We start from the raw sequence: 14,696 nt of genomic DNA, 5'->3' as shown, positions 1-14,696 counted from the left end.
AAGTATGCTAAGCGAGGCAGAAAATAATAATTATAGAATGGCTGTTCCCTCAGAATTTGGAGCTGTTTTTTCGCATTTTTATTATGCCGAAAATAAAACGCTTTCTTCAATAACAAAAACATTATTGCCAAGTTTTCAGACGATTTTGGTATTTAGTTTTGGAACAAAAGTAGTGATACAATCGCAACAAAAGACAATTCTCGAAATCGAGAAATGTATGGTTTTAGGACCCATAAAGCAGGCATTTGATTATACTTTGCCGCCAGATTCTCAAATTTTGGTAGTCAATTTTAAAGAAGATGCTTTTTATAGATTCTTTGGTAATGCGCTTTTAACACATTCACTGCCCATTCATCCCGATGTGTTAATTCCCGAAAATTGTTTCACCATTTTATGGGGAGAACTCAAAAAAATATCTGAAACAAAGGATAGGGTAGATTTTTTATTAGACTTTTGCAAACCTTATTTACGAGATCAAAATCGGTTAACACAACTTCTGACGAATTTTAAGGACGATGCTTTAGATCCTATTAAAGCAATTGCGGCTTCAACTCAGCAGAGTGAGAGGAATATTCAGCTTCATCAAAAGAAGTATTTTGGCTACAGTATTAAAGAGCATAATCGGTACGAACGCTTTTTGAAAGTAACGGAACAAATCCAAAAAAATATCATAAACGGTTCTAAAACAGATTGGTTGGCCATTGTCAATCAGTGTGGTTTTTATGATCAAAGTCAGCTCATTCATGATTTTAAATATTACATGAATATTTCACCAACGAAGTTTTTAAAATTTCAAAAGGATATTTGTGTTGCTAAAGGTTTCTAATGCCCCGAATTTTGTAATTTATAGTTTTTACTCGCTTTATCGAATGATTAGAGGTTTTGTATTCAAGAAATTTAAATGTTTAATTCAATTTAGTTATCACACTGTCAGTAAGATATACTTATCAAAATGACGTCATTAGATTTTTACTATTTTTTACGAAAGGCATTTTCGTTTTCTTACAATTTTGCCTAAATGATGTGATATACATTTGTCATGTTGAATCTTTAAAAAATAGAAAACATGAAAAATTTAGTTATTTACGCACACCCAAATTCAAATAGTTTAAATCATTTCTTCAAACAAATTGTTGTTGAAAATTTGCAGGAATTAGGACAAGAAGTGATCGTTAGAGATTTATATGAGATCAATTTTGATCCTATTCTATCTTTAGCCGATATGAATGGTCAGCGAATAGGGCAGGTGAGCAATGATGTAAAGATCGAGCAGGATTTTATAAGTTGGGCAGATCAGATTATTTTTATTTACCCAATTTGGTGGACAGGAATGCCTGCCATTATGAAAGGATATATTGACCGTGTCATGAGTTACGGCTTTGCTTATCGATACGATCAAGGGGTTCAAAAAGGTTTGTTAGCTGGCAAACAAACCATCATTATTAATTCGCACGGCAAATCAAAGGCTGAATGTGAAACCTTGGAAATGGATAAAGCTTTGATTCTAACTTCGGATATTGGAATTTTTAAGTACTGCGGTTTACAGATCAATCAACATTTTTATTTTGATAGAGCAGACAGACCTTCTCAAGAAAGTATTTCGGATTGGGAAGAAAAAATTAAATTTCTCTTCAAAAAAGAAAATGTAGAAAATTAAAAATCTAACTTTAATTGTTCTGGTAAAAGTCTAAAACTCATTCGATGGTATTTGGTTGTGCCATATAGCCGAATGGCTTCGCGATGCTCTTTTGTTGGATAGCCTTTGTTTTTTTTCCAATTGTACATCGGGAATTCTTCATGGATTTTATTCATATATTCATCGCGATAGGTTTTGGCCAGGACAGAAGCCGCAGCAATGCTTAGGAATTTCGCATCTCCTTTTATTATACTCTGATTAGGGATAGATTTTAATAATTCTATTTCTGTTACAGAAAATTGTTTCCCAAAAGTGTTTTTAAGCCCTAATTTGGCATTTAAAGATCTATTTCCGTCTACAATAATAAATTCAGGGACTTGACTCAGTTTTAAAATACATTCTTGCATCCCTTTCATCGAAGCGTTGAGGATGTTTATTTCATCGATTTCGTTAGGGTGCAAATGCGTAACGGCGAAACAAATAGCATTTTCTTCTATAAGAGGTTTCAAAAGTTCTCTGGTTTTTTCAGAAAGTTGTTTGCTGTCATTGAGTATTGTATTTTCAAAATCTTCAGGCAAAATTATGGCAGCTGCAGTCACAGGCCCTGCAAGGCAGCCACGACCTGCTTCGTCTGTACCGCTTTCTAAAAGGCATCCCGAAAATTTTTTTTGTAGCACTTTTTTTGTTTTTGCAGACAAAGATTATAAAATTTTCTAATTTTTTTATTTTGTTTTTAATAAACTTTAAGAATTATCATAAAAATAAAATAGATATGGTTTTTTTATCTTCTTAGTAATTAGAAGGTTATTTTTTATGAAGTTCATTATTATTTTTGTTAAATGTTAAAAAAGGGTAATTAAAAAAAACAAAATAAATGAGTATTTGTCTTTTTTAACAAGTAAAACTACTTTAAAATGAAAAATAACACCATCTTTCTATTAATATGCTAAAAGAATCCATTTAAGTTTATTAAAAATTAAGTTAAAAATGTTTGTTAATTTAAGAAATAATTAAGATGTTTGCGGAATACTAATTCAAAATAACTTAAAATGAAATTAAAATTACAATGGATTTTTACGCTGCTGGTAGCGTTGTCTATGCAGTTTTCTTTTGCTCAAGAACGAACTATTTCAGGGTTTGTTTCTGATGGCACGGGAGTTGTTCCAGGTGTTAACGTTGTGGTAAAAGGAACAAAGGTCAGTACTTACACAGACTTTGATGGTAGTTACTCTATAAAAGCAAAAACAGGAGATGTTTTGGTTTTTACTTATGTAGGTATGAGTGACAAACAACTAACAGTTGGTACATCAAATACAGTTAGTTTAACAATGGAATCAGCAGCCCAAATTATGAACGAGGTTGTTGTTGTAGGTTATGGTGTACAAAAGAGAAAAGAGGTTACGGGGTCTATTTCTAAAATTTCAGGAAAAGATATCTCTAATTTAGTAACTCCAAGTTTTGAGGGTGTTTTGGCAGGAAGAGCTACTGGGGTACAAGTATTAACGAATACAGGTCTTCTTGGAGCTGCTCCAAGAATTAGAATTAGAGGTATTGGGTCTATTTCTGGTAGTACTGAGCCATTAATAGTTGTAGATGGTATACCTATTTATTCAGGTGATGTAGGTGGTGTGTCAGCTACAAATGGTTTGGCAGATATCAATCCAGAGGATATTGAGTCTTTTGATGTTTTAAAAGATGGTGCTGCGACGGCTATTTATGGTTCTAGAGCTGCAAATGGTGTAATCTTAATTACTACTAAAAGTGGAAAAAGAGGAACTTTAAAAGTGAGTTATTCAAGTGTTTTTGGTGTAGCTAGTGCTGCTAAAAAATATGATCTTTTAGAGACTCCTGATTTCTTGACTATTTCTAATGAGAAAAGAACTAACAGAAATCAAGCAGCATGGGCTGTTGGAAATACATTTAATACAGATTGGCAAGATGCTGTTTTGAGAAATGCTTCTCAAACTACTCATAATCTTAATTTTAGTGGTGGTTCTGAGAAAACAAAATATTATTTATCTTTAGGTATTTCTGATTTTGATGGGATCAACTTAGCAAATAGTATGAAAAAATATTCTATTAGAGCTAATATTGATCAAGATATCAATAAATGGTTGAGTATTGGTACGAATATCAATGTTAATAGAACAGAGTATGATGGATTGAATAGTAATGCAAGTGGTTTATCAGGTAATATTTTTAACACGATTAGACAATTGCCGAATACACCAATTTATGATCCAGCTGATCCAACAGGTTATAACCTTTCACCAAATAATGCAAACGTTGGTCAATGGGATAATTTAGCTCCAGTAGGAGATAATATTACAAATATTATTTATGCTCTTGATAATAATAAATACAAATCAACGACAACAAGAATCATTGCAAGTGCCTTTGCAAATGCAAAAATTACTTCTGACTTGAGTTATAAATTACAAGTAAGTGCCGATAATGCTATGACAGATGGTTTCCAATATTGGAATCCTGTACATGGAGATGGTCGTGGTTCAAACGGAATTTTATATCAAGAGAACAGAAATCTTTTAAGATGGAACTGGCAAAATATCTTGAATTACAAGCATACTTTTGCTGAAGATCATAATATTGGTTTAACAGGAGTTGCTGAATATCAAAAATCAAGAGATAAATTGTTATGGGGTCAGGGAAGTGATATTATTAGTGATTTCTTCGATCAGAATTTAGTTACTAATAGTTATAATACTAAAGACACAGGTGGTGGAATTACTGAAAAAGGTATTATTTCTTATTTAGGTCGTTTTACATATAATTTCAGAGAGAAATATTTTATTCAAGGATCTCTTAGACGTGACGGAATTTCACAATTTGAATCAGATGTTAGATACTATAATTTTCCAGGAGTTTCTGCAGGTTGGACAGTATCTAAAGAAAGCTTTATGCAAGGAATCAGTAACACTGTTTCTGATTTGAAATTCAGAGCTTCTTATTCTGAGGTTGGTAATGTTGATGTATTAAATCAAGCAGCTTATCCTTCAAAAGATCTTACAATTGGTTCTCCATACGGCCCTTCAAACGGTATTGGTTATTTTCAATTTGGAAATCCTTTATTGCAATGGGAAACGTCTACTAAAGTGGATCTTGGTGTAGATTTAGGATTGTTTAACAACCGTTTGACTGTTGCTTTTGATTATTTTCAAAATGATATTGATGATTTAGTTTTGGCTGCGCCAACTCCTCCATCTATTGGTATTCCTAACAATACAATCAACCAAAACGTTGGTAAAATGTACAACAAGGGGTATGAGTTTGCTGTAAGTTTTAAAGCGATCAATACTCCAAACTTTACATGGGATCTGTCTTCTAACTTGACACTTACTAAAAACGAAGTTACTGCTTTGTATCAAGGACAGCCTATCGTAGGAGGTTCTTCTACAGACACCAATATTGCCCCTAATATCATTATACAACAAGGAGAGTCAATTAACTCTTTATACGGATTCGAATATTGGGGAACTAACCCTGCAAACGGTAACCCGGTTTATTATAAAGCGAATGGTAGTTTAGTACAAGGTAATCTTAATACACAAACTTATTTTACATTCGATCCAAATAATCCTGCGGCTGCTATGAATACTGCAAGTGCCTCTTCTTTAGTGACTGCTGACAAGAAAATATTAGGAAATACTTTGCCAACTTATTTTGGTTCTGTATCATCTAATATGAAATACAAAAGTTTTGATTTTGGTTTCATGTTTAGATTTAGTGGAGGAAATAAAATTTTCAACGCTACTAGAAGAGAGTTAATGAATCAAAACTTTAATAACAATGGAACAGAGATTTTAGGAAGATGGCAAAGTGTTGACAATCCTGGAGATGGATGGACACCAAGATTGTATGCAAGTACTAATACATTTACAAATCTTACTGGAAGTGCAAGTACTCGTTTTGTTGAGAAAGGTGATTTTATCTCACTTGATAACATAAGTATAGGTTATACATTGCCTAAAATGTTGATGGATAAAATTGGAGTAGATAACTTTAGAATTTTTGCTCAAGGACAAAATATCTGGTTGATTTCTGACTATAAAGGTATAAATCCTGAAATGGAAACGTCTGGAGTAGATATTAATGGAACACCACGTGCTAAAGTGATATCAATTGGATTAAATGTAAGTTTATAAAAAGAACATATGAAAAATATAATAAAAACAATTCTACTTTCTGTAGTTGTACTCGGGATGAGTTCATGTACAGAAGAAAAAATATTGGATTTAAAACCAGTAAACAATATTCTAAGTCCGGATGCTTTTACAACTCCTACGTTGATTGCTACATACATGAATGGTGTTTATAATGCTGCAGCGATTGGACAATACAATGCAGCGCCGAATAGTCCAAATGGTGGTAGAGGTTACGTTTGGGGAGCTGCCTTTGTACAACAAGGGGAGACTAGAGGAGAAGATGTTGTTAATATGGCTACTTTTTATGAGTTGACATATACTGCAACTTATGATCCAACAACAGCTAATAATGTTTATTATTGGGTTGATGGTTACAGATTGATCAACAGATGTAATATCATGATAGAGGGAACGACAGAGGCTGTTGCTAAAGGAGTTATTACTAAAGCTGTTGGTGATAATTATATCGGGCAAGCCAAGTTTTTAAGAGCAATTACGCATTTAGAATTGCTTACTTATTTTGCTAGGCCATATAATTTTACACCTGGTGCTACTCATTCAGGAATTCCTTACAGAGAAGTTGGTGTTAATACAAGTGCAGAAATTACATCTGAGTCACTTAAACCAAGAAACACTGTTGCTGAGGTTTATGATAAAGTTTTGGCCGATTTAAATGATGCAGAAACTTTAATAACGACAGGGAATTCAACTACATTTTCATCAAGGGTTGTTGGAAGAGCTTCTAAGTGGGCTGCAATTGCTTTCAAAACAAGACTTTATCTTCAAAAAAGAGATTGGGCAAATGTAATTGTTGAAGGTAATAAGTTATCCGGAGCTTTCGCTTTAACAGCTGACCCTTACGCTCCGTTTCAGGGAAGTAGTGCTGTTGCAACTAGTAATTCAGAGTCTATTTTTTCTATTCAACATTCTGCTACAGCTAATCCTACTGTGAATGGAGCTTTGCCAAGTATGCTAAGAGATAGAGCTTTAGTTTGTATCAGTCCAATTCTTTGGAGAGATACAACATGGTGGTTAGCTGATGATAAAAGAAGAGAAGATGGAAAATTCATCTACACTGCTTCAGGTATTAAATATACTAATAAGTATACAGATGTTACTAACAGGACAGATGCTGCTCCGGTTATTAGATATGCTGAAGTGGTTTTGAATATGGCAGAAGCTCACGCGCGTTTGTCAAATTTATCTACTGCATTGAATTTATTGAATTCTGTAAGAAATAGATCTTTGGCTAATCCAGCGACTCAGGCTTATACAGCTGCTTCTTTCACTACAGATGCTACTATGGTGGCGGCTATACTAAAAGAAAGAAGAATCGAGTTTTTACAAGAAGGTCGTAGGTGGACAGATATTCATAGATTACAAGGAGACCCAATTGCATCTGTTGCTATAGACGGAATTCCTGCAAAATATGCTAGTGGTGCTACTCCTGCAGCGGCTGCCTTTGTATTAGGAAATAGTTTTGTTGTCACAACTCCGGTTGCGGCTATTCCAGGTACTGATTATAAGTTTTTATGGCCAATACCACAAATTGAATTAAATACAAACCCAGGTCTAGGACAAAATCCTAACTGGTAATACAAAATAAATATTATATTATTTTTTAGAGTCCCAATTGCTTTAGCAATTGGGACTTTTTTGTACTAACATTTTGTTTTTTTTCGTTTATACGTTTTTATAATTTACCTTTGCCTCATCAATTTTATTAAAATTAATATCTATACATAAAGCTGTCAAATGAGAATTCTTTTTCTTCTATATCTATTAGCCGTTCCTACTATATTATTCTCTCAGGAAAAAAAAACTTCTAAAAATAATTTAGATATGAAAACGCAGTATTCGAGTATAACCGATACTGTTAAGAAGAAAAAAAGTTTAGTGGCAAAAATTGAGCAGTATCAGATTATCACATTAGATCATGATACTACTTATGTAGATACTTCTTTGACAATAAAAAGTGCTTACAGACAAAACTATCTCAGAAAGGATAATTTTGGATTAATGCCTTTTTCAAATGTTGGACAGACCTATACTATCTTACAATACAGTTTGACTGATTTTTCGCCGTATCCTGAAATTGGTTTCAAAGGCAAGCACTTTAATTTTCTCGAAGCCAATCAAATTAATTATTACTCGGCGGCGACACCTTTAACAGAATTGTTTTTTAATACATCAGTAGGAAAAGGACAAAATTTAGATTCGTTTATTACCTTAAATACATCCAAAAATCTCAACTTTTCAATGGCTTATAGAGGCTTGCGTTCTGAAGGAAAGTATATCAATCAATTAGCAAGTACCGGAAATTTTAGATTTACTACCAGTTATTTTACTACCGATTTGCGTTATGTTTTGAATGCACATTATACGTATCAGGATATTTTGAATGAAGAAAACGGAGGAATTACGACTCCTGAAGATTTTGAAAGCGGAAATGCAGATTTTAATAATCGTCAACGATTACAAGTATATCTTACCGATGCTCAGTCTTTTCTTAAAGGAAAACGGTTGTTTTTTGACCATGCCTTTCGAGTAAATCCAAAGCAAGGAAACAATAATTTGTATGTGACGCATCAATTTAATTATGAAAATAAATTTTTTGAATACAATCAACCTACAGTACTTTCAACTGTTGATGCAAGATTGGTACAACGATTTGGAGAATCTTACGTAGCGAGTGCAATCAATGATCAGACTAAATTTGAAAAATTGTACAACAAAGCTGGACTGACTTATGAAAATTCACTTTTAGGAAAATTTAATTTTTTTATTGATGATTACAGGTCAAATTATAAGTACGATCGAATTATTATAAACGAAGATGGTACATCGGTTTCAGACAATTTGTTTCAGCAAATTAATAATGTTGGCGGGCAATACGAATATCAAAAAAACAAATGGATTGGGCGTTTTTTATACACCAGATCCATTACAAATCAGTCACTTTCTGACTTAGATGCTAAATTAAAGTATAATTTGACTGAAAAAATAAAATTTGATTTCAGATATAGAAACATCAACAAATTACCCAATAATAACTATAATCTATACCAAAGTAGTTATGTTTCTTATAATTGGTCGAATAATTTTAAGAACGAAAAAATAAATACGCTTAGTGCCAATTTTTTTACGCCTTGGTTAAATGCAGAGGTGCAATATTCGGTGCTAAAGGATCATTTGTATTTTGCAGATGTTTCTACAGCGGCTGACGATTTAGCAAAAACACAAATTATTGCGCCAGCTCAGTACGCAAATGCAATTAATTATTTGTCTATAAAAGCGAGCAGAGAATTTAAAATGGGTCGCTTTGCATTAGACAATACAGTGTTGTATCAAAAAGTAGATCAGTCTGAATTGATTCTAAATCTGCCCGATTTGGTGACCAGAAATACACTTTATTATTCTAATTATTTCTTTAATAAAGCACTTTATTTACAAACTGGAATCATCTTTAATTATTTTACTAAATATTATGCTAACGATTATAATCCTGTTGTAGGCGAAGCTTTCGTTCAGAATAGAAAAGAAATTGGTGGTTATCCAACCTTTGATTTCTTTGTTAATGGAAGAATTCGTCAGACCAGAATTTATTTAAAAGCAGAACATTTTAATGCTATTTTTTCTCAGGATGACTATTATTCTGCTCCAAACAATCCATATCGTGATTTTACAATTCAATTTGGTTTGGTTTGGAATTTCTTCCAATAAATATTCAAAAGTTAATTTTTCAAATTCAAAAAAATGAAGTTTTCAAAAAACATATTAGAAACAATTGGTAACACACCATTAGTAAAACTCAACAAAATTGTCGAGGGAATCGATGCTTTGGTATTAGCAAAAGTGGAGACTTTTAATCCCGGAAATTCTGTAAAAGATAGAATGGCCGTAAAAATGATCGAAGATGCTGAGGCAGACGGACGTTTGCAGCCGGGCGGAACCATTATAGAAGGCACTTCTGGAAATACAGGAATGGGATTGGCACTTGTTGCGATCATAAAAGGATACAAATTAATTTGTGTAATCTCTGACAAACAATCCAAGGAAAAAATGGATATTTTGCGCGCTGTAGGAGCAAAAGTTGTTGTTTGTCCAACCGATGTTGAGCCAACAGATCCACGTTCTTATTATTCGGTTTCAAAGCGTCTGGCTTCAGAAACTCCTAATTCGTGGTATGTAAATCAATACGATAATATGTCAAATTCTTTGGCGCATTATGAGCAAACCGGACCGGAAATTTGGGAACAAACAGATGGAAAAATCACTCATTTTGTGGTTGGAGTAGGGACAGGAGGAACGATTTCTGGAGTAGGCAGATATTTAAAAGAAAAAAATCCAAATATTAAAATCTGGGGGATCGATACTTACGGTTCTGTTTTTAAAAAATACCATGAAACCGGAATTTTTGATGAAAACGAAATTTACTCTTATATTACAGAAGGCATTGGGGAAGATATTTTACCCAAAAATGTTGATTTTTCTCTAATTGACGGATTTACAAAAGTTACCGATAAAGACGCAGCGGTTTATACCAGAAAAATTGCTCTAGAAGAAGCCATTTTTGTAGGTAATTCTGCTGGTGCGTGTATCAAAGGATTGCATCAGTTGAAAGAACATTTTAAGCCGGAAGATGTCGTTGTTGTTTTGTTTCATGATTCTGGAAGTCGTTATGTAGGTAAAATGTTTAATGACGATTGGATGCGTGAGCGTGGTTTCTTGGACGAAAATATTACCAAAGCCGAGGATGTTATTAAAGACCATATCGACAAACAATTAATTGTTGTTCGTACAGAAGAGCTGGTTTCGCACGCGATTGAGCGCATGCGTAAATATAAAATTTCGCAAATTCCTGTTGTAGATATTAACGGTTTTGTAGGATCTGTAGATGAAACAGATTTATTCAGAAGTTATGTAGCCGACAAAAATGTAGCCGAAAAACCGATAAAAGAGGTGATGGGAAAACCTTTTCCAATTGTAAAATTGGCTACGCCTATCGAAGAAGTTTCTAAATTATTTACCAAAGAAAACGATGCCGTTTTGGTAGACTTAGAAAACGGAAATCACCATATTATTACCAAATATGATATTATTGGATCGATAAAATAAAATCATAATTTGTAACTTTAAAATCCATAAATCTGATATATAAGTTGGGTTTATGGATTTTTATTTTTAAAGGAAAAAGATGAATTTTACCGCCATAGATTTTGAAACCGCAACGGCATATCATCCGTGTTCTGTTGGTATTGTTACCGTAGAAAACGGAATTATAGTTGATGAATTTGTTTCCTTAATTAAACCGCCCAATAATATTTATTCGCCATTTACGATTCAAGTTCATGGTATTTACCCGAGTCATACGGTAAACGCAAAATCATTTTTGCAGGTATATCCGGAAATTGAAAAAAGATTAAAAAATAGAATCGTAGTGGCACATAACGAAAGTTTTGATCGGAATGTTTTGAGTAAATCAATGGCACTTTATGGTTTGCAGTATGAAGATTTGAATATTCCTACGCGTTGGGAATGTACCAAAAATATATAAGGCTAAAGGTTTAAAACCCACAAAATTGAGCGATTGCTGTCGCGAAATGAACATACAATTGAATCATCACGAGGCTTTATCAGATGCTAGGGCTTGTGCAAAATTATACATGTTGAAATAATTTTGTAAGATTAAATTTACTATATTTATGTTTTATAAACGGATATAAAACATAATATGAAAGAAGATTTTCTTCATTATCTCTGGAGATTCAAGAAGTTTGATACTTTAAATTTAAGAACTACTCAAGATGAGCAGGTAACTATTATTAAAACAGGGGACTACTTAGAACTCGCCGGACCAGACTTTTTTAATGCTCAAATAAAAATTGGTAATCAGAAATGGGCTGGAAATATTGAAATTCATATAAAATCTTCCGATTGGTATTTGCATCATCATGAACGAGACACCGCTTATGAAAGCGTAATTTTACATGTTGTTTGGGAGCACGATACTGAAATTTTTAGGCAAAATAATACTGAAATTCCAGTTTTGGTTTTAAAAAATTATGTTGCTCCAGAAATTATTTCAAATTATCAGGCTTTAATGGCTCCAAAGTCTTGGATATTTTGCGAAAAACAAATTAGTCAAATTGATGAATTTGTGTTTAAAAGTTGGTTGGAACGTTTGTTTTTTGAGCGATTAGAGCGAAAATCAAAACCTATTTATGATTTGTTGAATGAAACAAATCAGGATTGGGAAGCTGTTTTGTTTAGCTTGCTGGCGAAGAATTTTGGTTTGAATACCAATGGAAATTCTTTTTTTCAGATTGCAAAAGCCCTTCCGTTTTCTATCATCCGAAAAGAAAGTTTCGAACTGGTTAATCTCGAATCATTGCTCTTTGGAGTCTCAGGTTTGTTAGATTCAGAGAAAGAAGATGTCTATTTTAAAGATTTAAAATTTAGCTATTTTTATCTAATTCACAAATACCAATTAGAAAAAGTATATGTAGAACCAGTCCAGTTTTTTAAGCATCGTCCAGACAATTTTCCAACCATTCGCCTTTCGCAATTAGTAAATTTGTATCATAAACAGCAAAATTTATTTTCGAAAATTACAGCTTTAAAGTCTTTAAAAGAAATTTATAATGTCTTTGAAGTTTCGGCCGGATCGTACTGGCAAAATCATTTTCAGTTTGATAAACAAAGTCCTAAAAAAGCTAAATTTCTTTCAAAGTCATTTATAGATTTATTGGTTATCAATACTATTATTCCTGTTCAATTTACTTTTGCAAAAGTAATGGGCGACTCAATTTCTGAGGATTTGATCATGCTTTTGGATGAAGTGGCACCCGAAAAAAATTCAATTATAGAAAAATTTAATTCATTTGGAATAAAGTCTAAAAATGCTTTTGAAACGCAGTCATTATTACAGCTCAAAAACGAATATTGTAATAAAAGTGCGTGCTTAAAGTGTGTGGTAGGAATGGAGCTTTTAAAAAATAATAAGTAAATAAAGTATCAGATAATTTTGTATTTTTGTATTTATTACAAATTATAAAAATGTCTGCAATTCTTCGGCTTAAATTTTTTTTCGAAAAATATGGTTTTCACGTATCGTCTCGTTTGGCAGACAAGTTGGGTATGAGGGTTACCAGCGTACGACTGTTTTTTATTTATATTTCGTTTGTAACGGTAGGTCTAGGTTTTGGTGTCTACCTGACATTAGCCTTTTGGATTCGCCTAAAGGATTTAATTCGGGCAAAACGAACTTCAGTTTTTGATCTATAAAAAAACTCCAAATGTGTATTTGGAGTTTTTTATGATATCTTTAGAAACTATTCTTCAGTTTCGGTTTTATTAAGTCTTGATCTCTTTTTGCTATATCCAAAATATACAATTACACCAATTAGCAACCAACCAAGTGATAGTAATTGGGCATCTTTACTCAAATTGATCATCAGATAAGTATTGATAGAAATACCACAAACTGCAATTATTGGTAGTGCAGGCACTTTAAATGTACGAGTTAATTGAGGTTGTTTTACTCTTAAAATCCACACGGCAATACAAACCATTGTAAAAGCAAACAGGGTTCCAAAACTTGTCATATCTGCTAATTTGTTGATCGGCGTAAAGGCTGCCACTACGGCAATAATAAAGCCCAAGATCATTAAATTGGTTTTTGGTGTTCCTGAAATTGGATTTACTTTAGAAAAAACAGCAGGAATTAAACCGTCTTTAGACATACCAAGGAAAATTCTTGACTGTCCCATAATCATTACCATTAATACCGAAACCAAACCAATAGTTGCAGCAATAGTGATTATAAAACCAGCCCAGTTTTGTCCAGCAATATCAAAGGCGTATGCAACCGGAGCTTTTATAGCTTCAGGATATTTTCCTAGTGGGTTAAAATCTTTGTAATTCATCATTCCCGTTAGTACTAAAGAAACAAGGATATACAGTACAGTACAGATTAGTAAAGAAGCAATGATTGCAAACGGAACGTCTTTTTTAGGATTAATAGCTTCTCCAGCTTGCGTAGAAACGGCATCAAACCCTACGTAAGCAAAGAAAATAGCTGCTGCTCCTGATACAATTCCGGCTATCCCGTATGCATTGTGTGTAGTTTCTTTTTCGACAATTTGAGTAGCTTCTGGAATAAATGGATGCCAGTTTGCTGTATTAATGAAGAAAAGACCTGCAATAATTACAAATATAACGGCAGAAACTTTAAGAATCACGATCATATTATTAGCTTTCGCAGCGCTTTTTGTTCCTTTTATAAGTAATGAAATAACTAAAAGAACGATACAAAAAGCAGGTAGATTCATAGAAAAACCTTCTCCTGTATAACTAGCAGGATCAGTGGTAAGATATTCTGGGAGGTGAATGTGAAACATTTTAAGCAATTTATTAAAATATCCGGACCAGGATACTGCTACGGTCATCGATCCCATCGCATATTCTAGGATAAGGCCCCATCCGATAATCCAAGCAAAAATTTCACCAATTGTACCATAGGCGTATGCATAAGCAGAACCTTCAACAGGTAAAATCGATGCAAACTCAGAATAACAAAGAGCTGCAAATACACAGGCAATACCTGCAATAATGAAAGAAAGTGCTAATGCCGGACCTGCATGATAATATGCACCTGTACCAGTAAGAACAAAAATTCCTCCACCAATAATTGCGCCAACTCCAATGGCAGTAAGGCTCCATTTTCCTAAAACCCTTTTTAAATCACTTTTCTTCATATCGGCTTCAAAAGCAGATATTGGTTTAACTCGCATTATTGACATACTATTATAGTGGTTTATTGTTATTAAGCTCCAAATGTATCGTTTTTTGTAAAAAATAAAAACAATTATTTCGTTTTAAGTGATAAAAAGTTC

Annotated in this window: 10 protein-coding genes and 1 pseudogene; 9 read left to right on the top strand and 2 right to left on the bottom strand. The window is 33.1% G+C overall.

Going from position 1 to position 14,696, the window contains the following annotated elements:
* The first annotated feature begins 4 nt into the window (after positions 1-4).
* Positions 5-826, top strand: coding sequence for an AraC family transcriptional regulator (locus J3495_RS12585; protein WP_210666894.1), 822 nt, complete (start codon positions 5-7; stop codon positions 824-826).
* A gap of 240 nt (positions 827-1,066) precedes the next feature.
* Positions 1,067-1,657: an NAD(P)H-dependent oxidoreductase gene (locus J3495_RS12580; protein WP_210666893.1), complete on the top strand. Its 591-nt coding sequence runs from the start codon at positions 1,067-1,069 to the stop codon at positions 1,655-1,657.
* Here J3495_RS12580 and J3495_RS12575 read toward each other — a convergent pair.
* Entirely contained in the window at positions 1,654-2,313 is a 660-nt protein-coding gene (locus J3495_RS12575; protein ID WP_210666892.1) for a ribonuclease HII, read from the bottom strand. The genes J3495_RS12580 and J3495_RS12575 overlap by 4 nt on opposite strands.
* A gap of 372 nt (positions 2,314-2,685) precedes the next feature.
* Here J3495_RS12575 and J3495_RS12570 point away from each other — a divergent pair, with 372 nt between their 5' ends.
* The 7 genes and pseudogenes from J3495_RS12570 to J3495_RS12540 all read left to right on the top strand — a co-directional run bounded on the left by J3495_RS12570 (position 2,686) and on the right by J3495_RS12540 (position 13,086).
* On the top strand, positions 2,686-5,799 hold the full coding sequence (locus tag J3495_RS12570; protein WP_210666891.1) for a SusC/RagA family TonB-linked outer membrane protein: 3,114 nt from the start codon (positions 2,686-2,688) through the stop codon (positions 5,797-5,799).
* 9 nt (positions 5,800-5,808) lie between these two features.
* Positions 5,809-7,395, top strand: a complete 1,587-nt coding sequence (locus tag J3495_RS12565; RefSeq protein WP_210666890.1) for a RagB/SusD family nutrient uptake outer membrane protein — start codon at positions 5,809-5,811, stop codon at positions 7,393-7,395.
* A 159-nt stretch (positions 7,396-7,554) separates the two neighbouring features.
* Complete coding sequence (locus tag J3495_RS12560) at positions 7,555-9,522, top strand: putative porin (protein WP_210666889.1); 1,968 nt, start codon at positions 7,555-7,557, stop codon at positions 9,520-9,522.
* Positions 9,523-9,555: 33 nt separating this feature from the next.
* Positions 9,556-10,917, top strand: a complete 1,362-nt coding sequence (locus J3495_RS12555; protein WP_210666888.1) for a pyridoxal-phosphate dependent enzyme — start codon at positions 9,556-9,558, stop codon at positions 10,915-10,917.
* Between the two features lie 79 nt (positions 10,918-10,996).
* Positions 10,997-11,477: pseudogene (locus tag J3495_RS12550) on the top strand (3'-5' exonuclease).
* 56 nt (positions 11,478-11,533) lie between these two features.
* Positions 11,534-12,808, top strand: coding sequence for a DUF2851 family protein (locus tag J3495_RS12545; protein WP_210666887.1), 1,275 nt, complete (start codon positions 11,534-11,536; stop codon positions 12,806-12,808).
* A 50-nt stretch (positions 12,809-12,858) separates the two neighbouring features.
* Complete coding sequence (locus J3495_RS12540; RefSeq protein ID WP_210666886.1) at positions 12,859-13,086, top strand: PspC domain-containing protein; 228 nt, start codon at positions 12,859-12,861, stop codon at positions 13,084-13,086.
* A gap of 47 nt (positions 13,087-13,133) precedes the next feature.
* Here the strand turns inward: J3495_RS12540 and J3495_RS12535 are convergent, their stop codons facing one another.
* Entirely contained in the window at positions 13,134-14,603 is a 1,470-nt protein-coding gene (locus J3495_RS12535) for an APC family permease (protein ID WP_210666885.1), read from the bottom strand.
* Positions 14,604-14,696 lie beyond the last annotated feature (93 nt).

It is taken from the genome of Flavobacterium geliluteum, assembly GCF_017948595.1.
Classification (GTDB): domain Bacteria; phylum Bacteroidota; class Bacteroidia; order Flavobacteriales; family Flavobacteriaceae; genus Flavobacterium; species Flavobacterium flavipigmentatum.
The sequence above is the reverse complement of the archived record's forward strand: the minus strand, read 5'-3'. Positions and strand labels throughout refer to the sequence as shown.